The organism is Arthrobacter sp. LAR12-1-1.1 (assembly GCF_040676555.1).
Taxonomy (GTDB): domain Bacteria; phylum Actinomycetota; class Actinomycetes; order Actinomycetales; family Micrococcaceae; genus Arthrobacter.
Genome location: NZ_JBEGIG010000012.1, coordinates 674,147 through 691,578 on the forward strand (window position 1 = coordinate 674,147; position 17,432 = coordinate 691,578).

15 protein-coding genes and 1 pseudogene are annotated in these 17,432 nt (G+C 67.1%); 8 read left to right on the forward strand and 8 right to left on the reverse strand.

Going from position 1 to position 17,432, the window contains the following annotated elements:
* Window positions 1–21: 21 nt before the first annotated feature.
* The 5 genes from MRBLAR12_RS23740 to MRBLAR12_RS11195 all read right to left on the reverse strand — a co-directional run bounded on the left by MRBLAR12_RS23740 (window position 22) and on the right by MRBLAR12_RS11195 (window position 6,326).
* Entirely contained in the window at window positions 22–96 is a 75-nt protein-coding gene (locus tag MRBLAR12_RS23740; RefSeq protein ID WP_104061284.1) for a 50S ribosomal protein bL37, read from the reverse strand.
* 119 nt (window positions 97–215) lie between these two features.
* A complete protein-coding gene (locus MRBLAR12_RS11180) occupies window positions 216–836 on the reverse strand; it encodes a PadR family transcriptional regulator (protein ID WP_364745929.1) in 621 nt (206 codons plus the stop codon).
* Window positions 836–1,663 (reverse strand): DUF4097 family beta strand repeat-containing protein, encoded by an 828-nt coding sequence (locus tag MRBLAR12_RS11185; RefSeq protein WP_364745932.1) that lies wholly within the window; start codon window positions 1,661–1,663, stop codon window positions 836–838. The genes MRBLAR12_RS11180 and MRBLAR12_RS11185 overlap by 1 nt, the downstream gene beginning before the upstream one ends.
* Before the next feature lie 151 nt (window positions 1,664–1,814).
* Window positions 1,815–2,414 (reverse strand): GDSL-type esterase/lipase family protein, encoded by a 600-nt coding sequence (locus tag MRBLAR12_RS11190; RefSeq protein ID WP_026538458.1) that lies wholly within the window; start codon window positions 2,412–2,414, stop codon window positions 1,815–1,817.
* Between the two features lie 111 nt (window positions 2,415–2,525).
* Entirely contained in the window at window positions 2,526–6,326 is a 3,801-nt protein-coding gene (locus MRBLAR12_RS11195) for a multifunctional oxoglutarate decarboxylase/oxoglutarate dehydrogenase thiamine pyrophosphate-binding subunit/dihydrolipoyllysine-residue succinyltransferase subunit (RefSeq protein ID WP_229995352.1), read from the reverse strand.
* A 354-nt stretch (window positions 6,327–6,680) separates the two neighbouring features.
* Here MRBLAR12_RS11195 and MRBLAR12_RS11200 point away from each other — a divergent pair, with 354 nt between their 5' ends.
* From MRBLAR12_RS11200 to MRBLAR12_RS11225, 6 genes are all read left to right on the forward strand, one after another.
* Complete coding sequence (locus tag MRBLAR12_RS11200) at window positions 6,681–8,177, forward strand: GuaB1 family IMP dehydrogenase-related protein (protein ID WP_364745936.1); 1,497 nt, start codon at window positions 6,681–6,683, stop codon at window positions 8,175–8,177.
* A gap of 321 nt (window positions 8,178–8,498) precedes the next feature.
* Complete coding sequence (locus MRBLAR12_RS11205) at window positions 8,499–9,836, forward strand: hemolysin family protein (RefSeq protein ID WP_364745939.1); 1,338 nt, start codon at window positions 8,499–8,501, stop codon at window positions 9,834–9,836.
* Window positions 9,833–10,897: a hemolysin family protein gene (locus MRBLAR12_RS11210; RefSeq protein WP_229995931.1), complete on the forward strand. Its 1,065-nt coding sequence runs from the start codon at window positions 9,833–9,835 to the stop codon at window positions 10,895–10,897. Before MRBLAR12_RS11205 ends, MRBLAR12_RS11210 begins: the two co-directional genes overlap by 4 nt.
* 130 nt (window positions 10,898–11,027) lie before the next feature.
* The gene (locus tag MRBLAR12_RS11215) at window positions 11,028–11,987 is read left to right on the forward strand and encodes a metal ABC transporter solute-binding protein, Zn/Mn family (RefSeq protein WP_364745942.1); all 960 of its coding nucleotides are present in this window, start codon (window positions 11,028–11,030) and stop codon (window positions 11,985–11,987) included.
* A gap of 49 nt (window positions 11,988–12,036) precedes the next feature.
* Entirely contained in the window at window positions 12,037–12,852 is an 816-nt protein-coding gene (locus MRBLAR12_RS11220) for a metal ABC transporter ATP-binding protein (protein WP_229995933.1), read from the forward strand.
* Entirely contained in the window at window positions 12,853–13,743 is an 891-nt protein-coding gene (locus MRBLAR12_RS11225) for a metal ABC transporter permease (RefSeq protein WP_364745945.1), read from the forward strand.
* A 10-nt stretch (window positions 13,744–13,753) separates the two neighbouring features.
* On the opposite strand, the gene MRBLAR12_RS11230 is transcribed toward MRBLAR12_RS11225, so the two are convergent.
* Complete coding sequence (locus tag MRBLAR12_RS11230) at window positions 13,754–14,215, reverse strand: Fur family transcriptional regulator (RefSeq protein WP_364745948.1); 462 nt, start codon at window positions 14,213–14,215, stop codon at window positions 13,754–13,756.
* A gap of 135 nt (window positions 14,216–14,350) precedes the next feature.
* On the opposite strand from MRBLAR12_RS11230, the gene MRBLAR12_RS11235 reads away from it, so the two are divergent.
* Window positions 14,351–15,007 (forward strand): MBL fold metallo-hydrolase, encoded by a 657-nt coding sequence (locus MRBLAR12_RS11235; RefSeq protein WP_364745951.1) that lies wholly within the window; start codon window positions 14,351–14,353, stop codon window positions 15,005–15,007.
* Between the two features lies 1 nt (window position 15,008).
* Here the strand turns inward: MRBLAR12_RS11235 and MRBLAR12_RS11240 are convergent, their stop codons facing one another.
* Window positions 15,009–16,142 carry a PLP-dependent cysteine synthase family protein gene (locus tag MRBLAR12_RS11240; protein ID WP_229995937.1) on the reverse strand — a complete coding sequence of 378 codons (1,134 nt, stop codon included), beginning with the start codon at window positions 16,140–16,142 and terminating at the stop codon, window positions 15,009–15,011.
* 49 nt (window positions 16,143–16,191) lie between these two features.
* Between MRBLAR12_RS11240 and MRBLAR12_RS11245 the strand changes: the two genes are divergently transcribed.
* On the forward strand, window positions 16,192–17,064 hold the full coding sequence (locus MRBLAR12_RS11245) for a sulfurtransferase (RefSeq protein WP_364745954.1): 873 nt from the start codon (window positions 16,192–16,194) through the stop codon (window positions 17,062–17,064).
* Between the two features lie 70 nt (window positions 17,065–17,134).
* On the opposite strand, the pseudogene MRBLAR12_RS11250 reads toward MRBLAR12_RS11245, so the two are convergent.
* Window positions 17,135–17,432, reverse strand: a pseudogene (locus MRBLAR12_RS11250) (hypothetical protein); the annotation flags it as partial.

Consider the following 17,432-nt stretch of genomic DNA (forward strand, 5'->3'; position numbering starts at 1 on the left):
AGCTGTCATTCCAAGCTTTGCTTAGGCGTTGGGGCGCTTACCGTGGTTCGCGCCGCCACGCTTACGGTCACGACGTTTACGTGCACGTTTGCTCATAGCTGGCCTCCTTAATCTTGGTACTCAAAAGAGCTGCCCTCAAGTCTCCCACATCGCGGCACCCGCCGCGAACCGGGGGCCCGCCCGCCGCTGCAGGCACGGCCAGGTTGCGCGCGGGGTCAGTCCTCCAGCGAATTGCGGATCGAGATCCGGGCCTGGTCCAGCACGGTCTTGACCGTTTCGAGCGTGACGGCCGTGACGGGATGGCTCCCGGCGTGGCGCCGCAGTTCCACCCGCATGTCGTCGCGGAAGGCCTGCACCAGCATTTCCGCCTCCTTCAGCCGCCGTTCGCCCTCCGGGGAGTACCACGGGCTCCCCGCGCCGCCGGCAGAGCCCGCGGCGCGGGCCGAGGTCCGCGCCGCCTCCGCCGTTGCCGCGAGATCGGCCCGGAGGCCGCGCATGTTGACGCGGATGTCCTGGCGCAGGTTGTCTGCCAGCCGCCGAACCGAGGCCGAAATGTCGTTTTCGACGCCGGCGAGTTCGTCCCGCCGGCTGTTCAGCTCTGTGAGTCCCGCCGGGGTGATGCTGTAGTTGGTGCGGCGGCCCTCCGTGTGGGTGGCCACGAGCCCTTCTTCTTCGAGCTTGCCCAGGCGCGGGTAGATGGTTCCGGCGCTGGGGGAGTAGGTGCCGCCGAAACGCTCGCTGAGCGCCTTGATGAGTTCATAGCCGTGCTTGGGGCCTGATTCGAGCAGGGCGAGCAGGTACAGCCGCAGCGCGCCGTGGGCGAAGACGGGAGGCATCAGAGGGCCGTTTCGGTATCCGCGGTGGGCTGGCCGTGGAAGATTGACGTTTTTCCCGAGACCGAGTTGGTCCGGACCAGCATCAGCTTGGCGTCCGGTCCCGCGATGGTCTGCACCGTGCCGCTGGACTGGGCGTACCTCAGGTCATCGATGACCACCGCCCCGCTGGCTGATTTGGCGACGATGTCCACGCCGATGTCGTGCGGAAGCCGGATGGTGACGTCGCCGGAGACTGAATTGGCGCCAAAATCTTGAGTGAAGCCGTGCAGGTCGAAGTTCAGGTCCCCGCTGACGGTGTTCGCGCGGATGTGGCTGAATTCCCCCGAGGCCGTCACTTCGCCGGAGACGCTCTTGGCGGTCAGGACGCCGCGGTGGTTGCGGGCAATCACCTCGCCGCTGACCGTGTTGACGGACAGGTCCCCGGCGGTGCCGTCCGCCAGCACGGAACCCGAGACGGTGTTGAGCCGGGCGTGGCCGCTGATCCCGGAGACCATGCCGTCGCCACTCACCGTCCCGGCTTCGACCTCGACGCCGGCGGGCAGGGCAATGCTGATGACCACGGAGTTGCTGCTGCCGTTGTTGACGGTGCCCATCAGGTTCTTGAACCAGCCCTGCGGCCCGTGCAACTGGTGGCGGACTTCCAGGCGGCCGTTGACGACGGAAACCGACAGCGGATCGCCGACAATTTCGGAGACTTCGATCCTGGCCACGTCCTCGTCATGGGTGACGATATCGAAGCGGCCGCGGACGATGCCGAGCTTGAGGGAGCGGACGCCGTCGACGTCGATGGTCTGCGGGCCGGTCACGGTCCACGTGTTCTCTGACATGGTTCCTCCGGAAAAGGCGAAAGGGGCGGTACAACTGACGATATATCGCGACTATGAAGTCACGATATATCGCGCCCGCTGCCAGGTCAAGATATATCGCGAAATTCCGGGACGGGTGCGGCCCGGTAAGGCCGGGTGCCGGGTGCCCGGCCTATTCCGGTGCGTCCAGGCCCAGCCACTGGAACCAGCCGCGGTGCAGCACGAGCCACGCCATGAGGCCATATCCGGCCTGGCCGGGCGTGCCGCCGTTGGCCGCGAGGTCCTGGCGCCATTGCTCGTGGTTCAGCAGCGGCGAGAAAGTGTCGACGTAGAGGTGCTTCCGGCGCGTCGTGACGTCGGCGAAGGCGGTGTTCAGTTCGCCGAGCCTGCGGTTCTGGGCGGGGTCCAGCGTGGGCGGCGGGCCCACGACGAAGACCTCGATCTTGTTCTGCGAGGCGGAGTCCAGGATGTTGGCCAGGTTCAGGCGGCTGCGCGCCGTGGACAGGCCGAACTCAATGTCGCGTCCGGACAGGCCGATCACCAGGCGGTTTTCGTGGTGGTTGCCGAAGCGGCGGCCTGCCTCTTCGAGCCAGCGCGCGGCAATTCCCTCCGTGCCCTCCTCCGGGCATGGCAGGGAGTAGCACTCCAGTGCGACGCTGTCCTGCGGCGTGCGGGCCAGGACCCGCCCCAACCAGCCCAAGGCGCGCGGATCACCGAGCCCGGCCAACAGCTCGTCCCCAACGGCCGCGATCCGCAGCTTCCGATCTTCCACGACTACCTCTTCACTTCAACGCTGTCCATCAAGCTGACCACTAACAGTCCATTAAACAGAACTGCCCGGCCGGAAGGTTGTGTTTCAGTCTCCGGCCGGGCAGCAATGACGCTATTTACGTGCAAATGCCTGCTTGAGCAAGCTGTCCTGCTCTGCCGAGTGGCGCTTCATCGACCCTGCCGCGGTGGAGGCCGAGGCGGGGCGGGAGATGAGGCGGACCCGGCGGTCCAGGGCATCGGGCAGGTTCAGGCCGATGAACGGCCACGGACCCTGGTTGGCCGGTTCGTCCTGCGCCCAGACGACTTCGGCGTTCGGGTACTTGGCCAGCTCCGCGGCGATTTCGGCGGCCGGCAGCGGGTAGAGCTGCTCGACACGCACGATCGCCGTGGTCTTGTTCTCGGTCTTCTGCCGGGTGGACAGCAGATCGTAGTACAGGCGTCCGGAAACCAGCAGCACGCGTTCGACGGCGTCGGCCTGCAGCTCGGCGTGCTCCGGAATGACCGGGCGGAACGAGCCGGTGGTGAAGTCCTCCACGGAGGACGCCGCGGCCTTCAGGCGGAGCAGCTGCTTCGGCGTGAAGATGATGAGCGGCTTGCGCGGCCTGCTGTAGGCCTGGCGGCGCAGCAGGTGGAAGTGCGAGGCCGACGTCGTGGGGTTGGCCACGATCATGTTCTCTTCAGCGCACATCTGCAGGAACCGCTCGATGCGGGCGGAGGAGTGGTCCGGTCCCTGGCCCTCGTAGCCGTGCGGCAGCATGAGAACCAGCGAGGACCGCTGGCCCCACTTCTGCTCGGCGGAGGAGATGAACTCATCGATGATGGTCTGCGCGCCGTTGACGAAGTCACCGAACTGCGCCTCCCAGAGCACCAGGGCGTCCGGGCGCTCCACGGAGTACCCGTATTCGAAGCCCATGGCGGCGTATTCGGAGAGCAGGGAGTCGTAGATCCACAGCTTCGCCTGGTCATCCGACAGGTGGGACAGGGGCAGCCATTCGTCGCCGTTGGCACGGTCGTGGAAGACGGCGTGCCGCTGCACGAACGTGCCGCGGCGTGAGTCCTGGCCGGCGAGCCGGACGGGAACGCCCTCCATGATGAGCGAGCCGAACGCGGCAAGCTCACCGAAGCCCCAGTCGATGCCGCCTTCACGGGACATCGCTTCACGCTTCTCCAGCAGCTGCTTGAGCTTGGCGTGGACGGTGAAGCCCTCGGGGATGTCGGTGTGGGCCTTGCCGATGCGGGCCAGGGTCTCCGCAGAGATCGCGGTGGAGACCGGGGCGCTGACACCGGAATCGGACTGCTGGGCCATGGGGCGTTCGAGATCGGACACCGCGGCGGAATCGGCCGTGATGATCGGGATCGGGGACGTCTGGGCCGCGTGGGTTTCGGCGAAGACGCGCTCCAGGCGTTCCTGGTAGTCGCGCAGCAGCTGCTCGGCTTCTTCCTCGGTGATGTCACCGCGGCCGATCAGTGATTCGGTGTACAGCTTGCGGACCGAGCGCTTGGCTTCGATCAGGTTGTACATCAGCGGCTGGGTCATCGAGGGGTCGTCGCCCTCATTGTGGCCGCGGCGCCGGTAGCACACCATGTCGATGACAACGTCCTTGTGGAAACGCTGACGGAACTCGTAGGCAAGCTGCCCGATGCGGACCACGGCCTCCGGGTCGTCGCCGTTCACGTGGAACACCGGCGCCTGGATCATCTTGGCGACGTCCGTGGAGTAGGTGGAGGAACGCGAGGAGGACGGCGCGGTGGTGAAGCCGACCTGGTTGTTGACCACGATGTGGATGGTGCCGCCGGTGCGGTAGCCGCGCAGCTGGGAGAGGTTGAGCGTTTCCGCGACAACACCCTGACCGGCGAAGGCGGCGTCGCCGTGCACCATGATCGGCAGGACGGGGAACGCCTCGCCCTGGTCGAGGCGGTCCTGCTTGGCGCGGACGATGCCTTCGAGGACGGAGTCCACGGCCTCGAGGTGGGACGGGTTCGCGGCGAGGTAGACCTTGGTCTCCTTGCCGTTGTCCGAGGTGAAGGTGCCCTCGGTGCCGAGGTGGTACTTGACGTCGCCGGAGCCCTGCACGGAGCGCGGGTCCTGGGTGCCTTCGAATTCGCGGAAGACCTGGGCGTAGGTCTTGCCCGCGATGTTGGTCAGCACGTTGAGCCGGCCGCGGTGGGCCATGCCGATCGCCACTTCGTCGAGTTCGTCGTCGGCGGCGTCGGAGATGATCGCGTCCAGCAGCGGAATCAGGGACTCGCCGCCTTCGAGCGAGAAGCGCTTCTGGCCGACGAACTTCGTCTGCAGGAAGGTCTCAAAGGCCTCGGCGGCGTTGAGCTTGGAGACGATGCGCAGCTGCTCGTCGCGGCTCGGCTTCGAGTAGGCGTGCTCCAGCTGGTCCTGGAACCACTTGCGCTCGGCGGGGTCCTGGATGTGCATGTATTCGATGCCGGCGGTGCGGCAGTAGGCGTCGCGGAGGACGCCGAGGATGTCGCGGAACTTGAGCATCGGCTTGCCGCCGAAGCCGCCCGTGGGCCACTCGCGGTCCAGGTCCCACAAGGTCAGGCCGTAGGTCAGGACGTCGAGGTCCGGGTGCTTGCGCTGGACGTACTCGAGCGGATCGGTGTCCGCCATGAGGTGGCCGCGCACGCGGTAGGCGTGGATCAGCTGCTGGATCCGGGCGACCTTGTTGATCTCGTCGGCCGGGTCCACCTGCAGGTCCGGGCTCCAGCGCACGGGCTCGTAGGGGATGCGCAGGGACTCGAAGATCTCGTCGTAGAAATTCTGCGCACCGAGCAGGAGCTGGTGCACGAGCTTGAGGAACTCGCCGCTGCCGGCACCCTGGATGACGCGGTGGTCATAGGTGGAGGTCAGCGTGAGGACCTTGCTGATCGCGTTGTGCGCGATGATCTTCTCGCTGGCACCCTGGAACTCGGCCGGGTAGTCCAGTGCGCCGACGCCGATGATGGCGGCCTGGCCCTTGGACAGACGGGGTACCGAGTGGACGGTGCCGATGCCGCCGGGGTTGGTCAGGGACACGGTGGTGCCGGAGTGGTCGTCCGCGGTCAGCTTGCCGTTGCGGGCGCGCTTGATCAGGTCCTCGTAGGTGTGCCAGAACTCGGAGAAGTTGAGGGTCTCCGCCTTCTTGATGTTCGGGACCATGAGCAGGCGGGTGCCGTCCGGCTTGGGCATGTCGATCGCGATGCCGAAGTTTACGTGCGCCGGCTGGACAGCCACGGGCTTGCCGTCGACCTCGTCGTAGTAGACGTTCATCGACGGGAACTGGGACAGGGCCCGGATGACGGCGTAGCCGATCAGGTGCGTGAAGGAGACCTTGCCGCCGCGGGCGCGCGCCAGGTTGGAGTTGATGACCACTCGGTTGTCGATCAGCAGCTTCGCCGGGATGGCGCGGACGCTCGTGGCCGTCGGAACTTCCAGGCTGGTGACCATGTTCGACGCGATGGCCTTGGCCGGGCCGCGCAGGACCGAGACGACGTCCTCTTCGGGCGCCGTCGGGGCCCTGAGGTTCTTGGGCAGCTGCGCCGGGATCGGCGCGGTGCCGGCGCCGGCGTCGGAAGTCCTGGCGCCGTCCCGGGCGACGGTGGCCGGGGCTTTCTTGGCAGCCGGTGCGGGCGCAGCCGCGGCGGGAGCTGCGGGGGCAGCGGGCGCGGCCGGCGCAGGTGCTGCCGGAGCGGCAGCAGGCGCTACGACGGGAAGTTCACGGGTGGCAGGATGCACAGCTGTCGCGGTGCCGGACGTTCCGTTGGCGGAAGAGGCGTCACTAGCTTCGAAGGATTCGAACAGGGGCCACCACTTGGAGTCGACCGTGTTCTTGTCCTGCTGGTAACGCTCGTACAGTTCGTCAACGAGCCACTCGTTTCCGCCAAATTCCTCTGGTAGACGGTGGCTAGGCTGCTCTGGCACTTGAAATACGCCTCTTCCATGAGTTTGATTCCCTCTGGCTTCCACGGTGCATCGGCACAACGATTGAGCCAGTCTCTGCGTCCAGTGAACCCAGACCCATGCCAGTCTAGTGAGGATTCTTGCCAAACCGCCAATAAGCGTGACTCAAATCATGATCCGCCCCCGCAGCCACAGAATTGGAGTGAAGAAGCGGTGCAGAATCGGCCCCGACGCGGTGCCTTGCACTGTGCCATAGACGGTGCCCTACACGGGGCCGGACGCGGTGCCGGTCCCGCCGGGAACCGCCCTAGAATCAAAGAAGAACCCCTTCGGCGCCGACGGCGCCAGCTGGGGGTGCCAGCATAAGGAGCAGCCGTGCGTTTCCTGAATGAGCCCACCACCGATCTGACTTACTCCGACCTCTTCCTGGTGCCGTCGCGGTCGGATGTCATCTCGCGCCTGGACGTCGATCTCGCAGCCGATGACGGGACCGGCTCGGCGATTCCGCTGGTGGCGGCGAACATGACGGCGGTGACGGGGAAGCGGATGGCCGAGACCATGGCCCGCCGCGGCGGTCTTGGAGTCCTGCCGCAGGACGTGCCGCTCGATGTCATCCGGGATGTCACGGCCTGGATCAAGGGGCGCCACCCGGTCCTGGAGACCCCCGTCACGCTCGCGCCCACAGACACCGTGATTGATGCCCTCCACCTGATGGGCAAGCGGCCGCACGGCGCCGTCGTGGTGGTGGATGAGGCCGGCGCTGTCGCCGGTGTTGTCCGGGCCGCCGACTGCGAGGGTCAGGACCGTTTCGCGTCGCTGGCCTCCGTCATCCGCCACCAGCCGCTGGTGCTGGACGCCGGGTTGCTGGATGCCGGATCGTTTGGCGGCGGACCGGCGGCGGTCCCGGCGGATGCTTCCGGTTCGGTGAAGGCCCTTCGCCGCGCCTTTGAGGCGATGGATGCTGCCGGGACAGACTACGCACCCGTGCAGCAGGACGGAGTCCTGGCCGGTGTGCTCACGCGCAAGGGCGCACTGCGCTCCACGCTCTACCGGCCGTCCCTGGACGACGAGGGCAAACTCAAGGTGGCTGCTGCCGTCGGCATCAACGGTGACGTGGCCGGGCGGGCCGCCGAGCTGCTGGCGGCCGGCGTGAACGTGCTGGTCCTCGATACCGCGCACGGGCACCAGCAGAAAATGTTCGACGCCCTGGCTGCCGTGAAAGGACTCAACCCCGGCGTGCCGGTGGTCGCCGGCAACGTCGTCACCGGCGAGGCCACCCGTGAGCTCATCGAGGCCGGGGCGGACATTGTCAAGGTCGGCGTAGGTCCGGGCGCCATGTGCACCACGCGCATGATGACGGCCGTGGGCCGCCCGCAGTTCAGCGCCGTCCTCGAATGTTCCGCCGCGGCGCGGGAAGCCGGCGGCCGGGTGTGGGCCGACGGCGGGGTCCGCTACCCGCGCGACGTCGCCCTGGCCCTGGCCGCCGGGGCCAGCCAGGTCATGATCGGCTCCTGGTTTGCCGGCACCCACGAAAGCCCCGGGGACCTGCAGCTCGACGCCGCCGGCCGGCAGTACAAGGAGAGCTTCGGCATGGCGTCCGCCCGGGCGGTGCAGAACCGCAACCAGCGCGAGGGCGCATTTGAAAAGGACCGCAAGGCCCTGTTCGAGGAAGGCATCTCCACGTCCCGCATGTACGTGGACGCGGCGCGGCCCGGCGTCGAGGATCTGCTGGACATGATCACCGCCGGCCTGCGCAGTTCCATGAGCTACGCAGGCGCCGCCGATCTCGCCGCTTTCCGGGAGCGTGCCGTGGCCGGCATCCAGTCCGCGGCCGGGTACGAGGAAGGCCGGCCCGTCCCGCAGAGCTGGTGAGTCCGGCGCGGCCGGTGACGCGGGCGGGCGGGGGCTGGCGGCGGCCGCTCCTGTAGACTGAAATTCTTATGGACAGTAAATCTAGGTGCCGGCCTGGGGGCTGTCAGCGGAGAACGGAAACCGTTCCCGCGCAGTCCACCCGCAGAGCCGGCAAACCCCGTTCACGTGCCCATCATTCTCCGGCCACACGCCACACCGGAGCTTTCCAGGAAACAGGGTCGGCCGCCGCCGACCATCCTCCGCCGGGCAGACCCTTCCAGCATTTACGGTCCCTGCAGCGGTTCCTGCCATGTGCCGCAGCTGCGGAAGCGGGCCGCTGAGATGGAATGGCTACTCCTTGCAGCAGGCCTCCTGCTCATCCTCGGCACCGGGTTCTTTGTTGCCGTGGAATTTTCCCTGGTCGCCTTGGACCAGGCCACCGTGCAGCGCGCCGTGGACACCGGCGACACCGCCGCCGAGCCCCTGCTCAAATGCCTCAAGTCACTTTCCACCCAGCTCTCCAGCTGCCAGCTGGGCATCACCATGACCACGCTGCTGACCGGCTACGTCATGGAACCCTCGGTCGGTGCGCTGCTCCAAGGCCCCCTCACCGCGCTCGGCGTCCCGCCGGCGGCGGCTGTTTCCTTGTCGCTGGTCCTCGCGATGGGGCTCGCCACCCTGCTCTCCATGCTGATCGGCGAGCTGGTGCCCAAAAACATGGCCATCGCGCTGTCGTTCCCGATCGGCAAGGCCGTCGCCCGGCCACAGCTGGTGTTCACCGCCATCTTCAAGCCCGCAATCGTGGTGCTCAACGGTTTCTCCAACAAGGTTCTCAACATCTTTGGCCTGGAGGCCAAGGAGGAAATCTCCGGTGCCCGCACGCCGGCCGAACTGGCCTCACTCGTGCGCCGCTCCGCGGCCATGGGCACGCTCGACGCCGGAACCGCCAACTTCATCGCCCGGACCCTGAAGTTCTCAGGGCAGACGGCGGCGGACGTCATGACGCCCCGTATCCGGGTGGAGACCATCGACGCCGACCAGCCGGTCTCGGACATCGTCGAGGCCGCCAGGCGCACCGGCTACTCCCGCTTCCCCGTGATCGGCGATTCCTTCGATGACATCCGCGGCGTAGTCCACATCAAGAAAGCCATTGCCGTCCCCTCCGGCAAACGCGCCAAACTGCAGGTCGGAGCCATTATGACCGATGTTCTGCGGGTGCCCGAAACCATCCATTTGGACGCACTGCTGGCCGAACTGCGTGAAGGCAACCTGCAACTGGCCGTCGTCCTGGACGAATACGGCGGAACGGCCGGCGTCGCCACCCTTGAAGACCTCGTGGAGGAAATCGTCGGGGAAGTGGCCGATGAACATGACAAGGTCCGGCCCGGGCTGCTTCAGAGCGCCTCGGGGGACTGGTATTTTCCCGGACTGCTCCGGCCCGATGAGCTCTCCGAACAGATCCCGGGCCTGACCGTACCCGACGAGGCTGCCTACGAAACGGTGGGAGGCTACGTCATGAGCCAGCTCGGCCGCATAGCTGCAGTCGGCGACACAGTCGACGTCGCCGGCGGGACACTCAGCGTGACCCGCATGGACGGCCGCCGCATCGACCGGATCTGTTTCCGTCCCACCCGGGTACCAGACGACGGCCAGCCCGCCAGCCAGGCCGGTGCCGCATGAGCGACTGGGCAGGAATCCTGTGGCTCGCCTTCCTGCTGGTGGGCAATGCCTTCTTCGTGGCAGCCGAATTTGCCGTCATGTCCGCCCGCCGGAGCCAGATCGAACCGCTGGCCGAGGCCGGCTCCAAGCGCGCGCAGACCACCCTGCGGGCCATGGAAAGCGTCTCCCTCATGCTGGCCTGCGCCCAGCTCGGCATCACGGTCTGCTCGCTGCTGATCCTGCTGGTGGCCGAGCCGGCGATCCACCACCTCCTGGCGGTGCCGCTGGAAGCGCTGGGCGTCCCGGTGGGGGTCGCCGACATTGTGGCCTTCGCCGTCGCACTGCTGGTGGTGACGTTCCTGCATGTCACGTTCGGCGAGATGGTGCCCAAGAACATCTCCGTGTCAGTGGCGGACAAGGCGGCGCTGCTGCTGGCGCCGCCGCTGATGTTCATCGCGCGAATGGTCAAGCCCGTCATTGCCGCGCTTAACTGGTCAGCAAACCACATCCTGAAGCTGATGCGGATTGAGCCGAAGGATGAGGTCACCTCCTCCTTCACCCTTGAAGAAGTGCAGTCCATCGTGCAGGAATCCACCCGCCACGGGCTCGTGGACGACGATGCCGGTCTCATCACCGGTGCGCTGGAGTTCTCTGAACACACGGCATCCACCGTCATGGTCCCGCTGGGAAAGCTCGTCATGCTCAAGGCCGCCACCACACCGGCGCAGTTCGAAAAAGCAGTGAGCCGGACAGGGTTTTCGCGCTTCCCCATGCTCGATGACGACGGCATGCTTGCCGGGTACCTCCACATCAAGGACGTGCTGACCATCCCGGACGACCGATACCGGGAGCCCATTGCGGAAAGCCGCATCCGGTCGCTGGCGAACCTCGCCATGGACGACGAAATCGAGAAGGCCATGTCCGTCATGCAGCGCACGGGCTCGCACCTTGCCCGCGTGATCGGCCCCGACGGGCTGACCCAGGGGGTGCTGTTCCTGGAGGACGTGATCGAGCAGCTCGTCGGCGAAATCCGGGACGCGACGCAGGCCACCGGCTACCGCAGGCTGGGCCAAGACCAGTAGCGCGTTGCCACTAGCGGGCGGGCGGCAGTACGGCATGCCGTGTATCCCTAAATAGGAATGATTCCTATTTAGGGATACACTCGGGCTGTTGCTATTGCTCCTGATTCTCAATAACAGATCCGAGGTTCCCGTGCGCCGTCCCGCTGCCCGAGCCATGCTGGCAGGTCTCGCCGGCTTAGGCCTCCTGCTCACCGCGTGCAGCCCGACGGCGGGCAGCTCGCGCGGGACGGCCGGCGACGGCGTGGTCGACGTCGTCGCCTCCACCAGCGTGTACGGCGACATTGTCTCCAGCATCGGCGGCGACAAGGTCCGGGTCAGCTCGATCATCAACCGCACCAGCCAGGACCCGCACTCCTACGAGGCCACCACCCAGGACAAGCTGGCCGTCTCCAAGGCCGAGCTCGTCGTGGAGAACGGCGGGGGGTACGACGCCTTCATCGACACGCTGGCAACCGACACGGGGCTGGAGCCCGGCAACATCATCAGCGCCGTGGACGTCTCCGGCCTCGCCACCGAAAGCCCGGCAGCGGCGAGCCCCGACTCCGCCGGCCACACCCACGAGCACACCGGGTTGAACGAGCACGTCTGGTACAGCCTGCCGGCCATGTCCCGCCTCGCGGACGCCGTCGCGGACAAGCTGGGCGCGCTGGAACCGGCCTCGGCGCAGATGTTCCGGACCAACGCGGCAGCCTTCAAGGACTCTCTCGGAGGCCTGGAAACCAGGCTCGCCGCGATCAAGTCCTCGGCGGGCCATGTGCCCGTGGCCGTCACCGAGCCCGTACCCCTGTACCTGCTTGAGGACGCCGGACTGGAGAACGAGACCCCGGCCGAGTACACGGCGGCGATCGAGGAAGACGCCGATGTCCCGCCCGCAGTGCTCAAGGCCGCCGTCGATCTCGTGGCATCCCGGGGCGTCCGGCTGCTGGCCTATAATACCCAGACCGAGGGACCGCAGACGGTGGCGCTGAAAAAGGCCGCCGAGACCGCGGGCGTCCCGGTAGTGAACTTCAGCGAAACCCTCCCGGACGGCCAGTCCTACCTGCAGTGGATGACCGGGAATGTGGAGAGCATCGGCAGGGCCCTAGGATGATCGCAACAGCGGGAGCAGCCGTCTCCGCGGAAAATCGAGGAAACCCCATTTGACACCGGTAGTGAGCCTCCGCGGCGCCTCCCTGGCGTTCGGCCAACGGACACTGTGGGAGGGCCTGGACCTGGACATCAACCCGGGTGAATTCTTTGCCGTGCTCGGTCCAAACGGCAGCGGCAAGACCACCTTCCTGAAGGTCCTGCTGGGCCTGCAGGAACTGAGCACGGGAACTGCCGTGCTGGACGGCCATCCCGTTGAGCGGGGAAGCCGCCGGATCGGCTACGTGCCCCAGCAGAAATCATTCGACCCCGATACGCCCCTGCGCGCCCGCGACCTCGTCGCCCTCGGCGTCGACGGCCACCGCTGGGGCATCCGCCTGGGCGGGGCAAAAGTGAACCGGAAGGTCGATGAGCTCCTCGATCTCGTGGGCGCCACCGACTACGCCAAGGTGCCGGTGGGGCAGCTCTCCGGCGGTGAGCAGCAGCGCCTGCGCGTGGCCCAGGCCCTCGCGGCGGATCCCAAAGTGCTGCTGTGCGACGAGCCGTTGCTGTCCCTCGACCTTCAGCACCAGCAGGGCGTCAGCGCGCTAATCAACAAGCAGTGCCGTGAGTCGGAGAGTGCCGTGGTGTTCGTGACCCACGAGATCAACCCGATCATGGACTACGTGGACCGGGTCCTTTACCTGGCCGGCGGCCGGTTCCGGGTGGGCACCCCCGCTGAGGTCATGACCACCGAGGTGCTCTCCGACTTGTACGGCAGCCATGTTGAAGTCATCCAAGCCAATGGCCGGCTGATCGTTGTGGGGCTGCCGGACGGCGCGACGCACCACCACGAGGACGCGCATTCTGTCGCAGGGGAGGCGGGCTAAATGGATCTGGGCAACCTGCTGCATTCAATCTTCAATTTCGAAAACTACGCCGAGCTGCTGGTCCTGGTGCAGAACTCCATCTGGGCCGGCGCCGTCCTCGGTCTGCTGGGCGGACTGATGGGCACCTTCGTGATGAAACGCGACCTGGCTTTTGCGGTCCACGGAATCTCGGAGCTGTCCTTTGCCGGGGCGGCGTTCGCGCTGCTGATTGGCGCGGACATTATCCTCGGCTCGCTGGCAGGATCGGTCATCGCAGCCGTGGTGCTGGGCGTGATGGGTGTCCGTGCCCGGGACAAGAACTCGATTATCGGCGTCATCATGCCCTTCGGGCTGGGCCTGGGCATCCTCTTCCTGTCCCTGTACGAGGGCCGGGCGGCCAACAAGTTCGGCCTGCTCACCGGGCAGATTGTGTCGGTCGGGACGGTCCAGCTGCAGGTCCTGGCGGTCGCCGCCGTCGTGGTGATGCTGGCGCTGGTCGCCATCTGGCGGCCGTTGACCTTTGCCAGTGTTGACCCCGACGTCGCCACCGCCCGCGGCGTGCCGGTGCGGGCCCTGGCCCTGGGTTTCATGGTGCTGCTGGGAATCAGCGTGGCGCTGTCCATCCAGATTGTGGGCGCCCTGCTGGTGCTGGCCCTGCTGATCACGCCCGCGGCGGCCGCCATGCGCGTCACGTCCTCGCCCCGGCTGGTGGTCACGCTGAGCATCGTCTTCGCGATGGCGGCGACCGTCGGAGGCATCCTGCTGGCCCTCGGCGGCCGGCTGCCGATCAGCCCGTATGTGACCACGCTGTCCTTCGTGATCTATGTGGCCTGCCGCATGATCGGCAACGCCCGGGCCAAGCGGGGGCTCAACGGCCGGATTGTACGCACCACGATGACGGCGGTGGCCTGAGCCGGCGGGGCTACTCGCCGGCCGTCAAAGCCGTGCATTCCGGGCACAGCCCGAAGATTTCCACGGTGTGCTCCACCGCGGTGAATCCGTGCTCCTGCGCGATCCGCGCGGCCCAGGCTTCCACCGCCGGGGCTTCCACTTCCACGGCCTTGCCGCAGTTGCGGCACAGCAGGTGGTGGTGGTGCCCGGTGACGGCGCAGCGCCGGTAGACCGCTTCGCCGTCGGCGTTGCGCAGGACATCCACCAGCCCGTCGTCGGCGAGGGACTGCAGGATCCGGTAGGACGTGGCGAGGGACACGGCGGTGCCACGCTCCTGGAGGATGCGGTGCAGTTCCTGGGTGCTGACGAAGTCCGCCAGATCGTCCAGGGCGGCGCTGACGGCGAGGCGCTGCTTGGTGACGCGCTGTTCCTTGCCCTGCACGGGTGCCGAGGCCGGAGTCCGGCTGCTGCCGGCGGTAGTGCCTTGGGACATCGTGGAACTCGCTTCGTCAAAGGATGCGCGGGTGGGACTCGCTGAGGTGTGGTGGCAATGTCCAAGATTACCAGCGTCCAAGATTGCCAGCAGCGCTCCGTGGACACTGTGGCAGCTGGTGCCTAGGCTGGCCGGATGAAGCTGACCAAATTCACGCATGCCTGTGTCCGCCTCGAGCAGGACGGCCGGGTGCTGGTGTTTGACCCGGGAACTTTTTCGGAGACGGACCAGGCCCTGGCCGGAGCCCATACAGTCCTGATCACCCACGAGCACGCGGACCATGTGGACGTCGACGCCGTCGCCGCGGCGTTGCAGTCAAACACTGACCTTGAGCTTTTCGCCCCGGAGGCGGTGGCCGCTACGCTTCGCGGCAAGGCGCCCGACGCCGGGAGCCGCATCCATGCGGCGGCCGCGGGCGAGGAATTTGAAACCTCCGGCTTCGCGGTCAGGACATTTGGTGGCCAGCACGCCCTCATCCACCCGCAGATCCCCGTCGTGGCCAACGTCGGCTACCTGGTGGATGGCAACGTCTACCACCCGGGGGACTCCTTCGCGATCCCGGACGGCGTCGAAGTCAAGACGCTGCTTGTACCCATCCACGCCCCGTGGAACAAGGTGGGTGAAGTGGTGGACTTCGTCATCGGCGTCCGCGCCCCGCAGGCCTTCCCGGTCCACGACGCGCTCCTGAACGAGCTGGGCCGCGGCCTGGTGGAGGGGCATGTGACCCGGATCGGCGCCAAGTACGGCACAGAGTACCGGCACCTCTCCAGCGGCGATTCAGTGGAGGTCTAGCCTAGGCCGGCCAGACGCCGGTTTGGAAGAACTCGCGCAGCACGGCCTCGTGGGGCTCGGGATCCAGGCCCTGGGCGTCCAGCCACTCCGGGTTGTAGTAGTTCCCGGCGTAGCGGTCCCCGGCGTCGCACATGAGCGAGACAACACTGCCGCGCCGGCCCTCCGCGATCATCCCGGCGATGAGCTGCCACACGCCCCAGAGATTGGTGCCGGTGGACGGGCCCGCGTGCAGTCCGGCATGTTCCCTCAGGTGTCGCATGGCCGCCACCGACGCGGCGTCGGGAACCTGGATCATGTGGTCGATGACGGCGGGCACAAAACTCGGCTCCATCCGCGGCCGGCCGATACCCTCGATGCGTGACGGCAAACCCGCCGCCGTTGCGACAGTAGCTGTCCCGCCGGTTGCTGTCCCGGGAGCGGGACTTCCGCCGTCGGGCCTGCTGTTCCGCCAGCCGGGATAAAACGCGGAATTTTCCGGGTCGACGACAGCGAGCCTGGTCTCGTGGCAGTGGTACCGCAGGTACCGGCCGATCGTGGCGCTGGTCCCGCCGGTGCCGGCTCCGACCACAACCCAGCGGGGGACCGGGTGCTCCTCCAGCGCCAGCTGGCCGAAGATCGACTCGGCGATGTTGTTGTTCCCGCGCCAGTCCGTGGCACGTTCGGCGTACGTGAACTGGTCCATGTAGTGTCCGCCGGTGCTGCTGGCCAGATCCGCGGCCGCTTCGTAGACCTCGGACGCGTGGTCCACCAGGTGGCACGAGCCGCCGAACTGTTCTATCAGGGCGATCTTCTCGCGGCTGGTGGTCCGGGTCATTACGGCGATGAAGGGCAGCCCAAGCAGTTGCGCAAAATAGGCTTCGGAGACGGCGGTGCTGCCGCTGGACGCCTCAACGATCGTGGTGCCTTCCCGGATCCAGCCGTTGACGAGGCCGAAAAGGAACAGCGAACGCGCCAGCCGGTGCTTGAGGCTGCCCGTGCGGTGGGTGGATTCGTCCTTCAGGTACAGCTGCACGCCCCAGTGGTCCGGGAGCGGCACCGAATACAGGTGGGTGTCGGCAGAGCGGTTGTTTTCGGCGTTGATCCGGCGGACGGCCTCGTCGGCCCAGGCCCGGTCCTGCTGGTGCGCGGTGTTCACCGCTACAGCCTACCGGGGGCGGCGGGGACGCCGAAGATAGAGTGGGGAAATGGACACCCTTCTCGATGCTGCTGCCCTCAAGGACCGGATGGACGGCGCCGGCGGAACCGGCCAGCGTACAGTGCTCCTCGACGTTCGCTGGGCGCTCGGTGACCCCCACGGTCACGACCACTATCTGCGCGAACACATCCCTGGAGCTGCCTTCGTGGATCTCGCCACCGAACTCGCCGGACCCGCGGAACCGCGACGCGGAAGGCACCCGTTGCCGCCGCTGGAACAGTTCCAGAAGTCCGCGCGCCGCTGGGGCATCAACGACGCCGACGCCGTCGTAGCCTACGACGACAGCGGCAACATGGCCGCCGCCCGGCTGTGGTGGATGCTGCGCAACGCCGGCTTCCGGCAGGTTCACCTGCTCGACGGCGGCCTGGCCGTCTGGCGTGCCGCCGGGTTCGAACTTGCGGCCGGATCCGAACAGCCCGTACCGGGGAACGTCACCCTGTCCGCCGGCGCCATGCCCGCGATCGACGCCGGACAGGCCGCCACCTGGGGGCGGCGCGGCTTGCTTCTTGACGCCCGGGCGGCCGAACGCTACCGCGGGGAAATCGAACCCGTGGATCCCCGCGCCGGCCATATTCCGGGCGCCGTGAGCGCCCCGACCACAGGAAACCTGCAGGCTGACGGGCGCTTTCTGGCCCCGGCGGAGCTCCGGGAGCGGTTCGAGCGGCTCGGCTACAGGGCAGACGTTCCCACCGCCGTGTATTGCGGTTCCGGCGTGACAGCGGCCCATGAAATCGCCGCCCTTGAGATCGCCGGCTTTTCCGCTGCCTTGTACCCGGGATCGTTTTCGGAGTGGTGTCACGGAGCCGCCAACGATGTTGTCATTGGGCCGGAACCCTATGGCGAGGACAAGGCTTCACAGTAGGCGCCGGCAGGAGCAATGGTCAGGTCACGGGCAGCAGCAACGCCCAAGCCCCTCGGGCAGTCTGTGATTCCTAGGCTGCGGCCGCTTCTTTGAGCCGGCTGTGTATCAGAGTTTTGGCCTGGTGCCGGAGCTGGCGCCGCTCGTGGGAGCCCGGCTGATCCCTGGCTGATCGGCGGAGCGGTGTGCCCGGCAGGGGTGGTGCGGTGGAGTGGTAGGTGTGGCCGGTGGGGGTGGTGAGTTTGATGGTGTGCCTGTGCCGGTCGCCGCTGCCGGAAGCGGATCCGGGTGCTGGGCGGGCGGTCCAGCCGGGGGTTTCTTTGGTGTGGTTGCAGGCTTCGCAGAGCCCTGCACCGTTGGCCTGGGCGGTT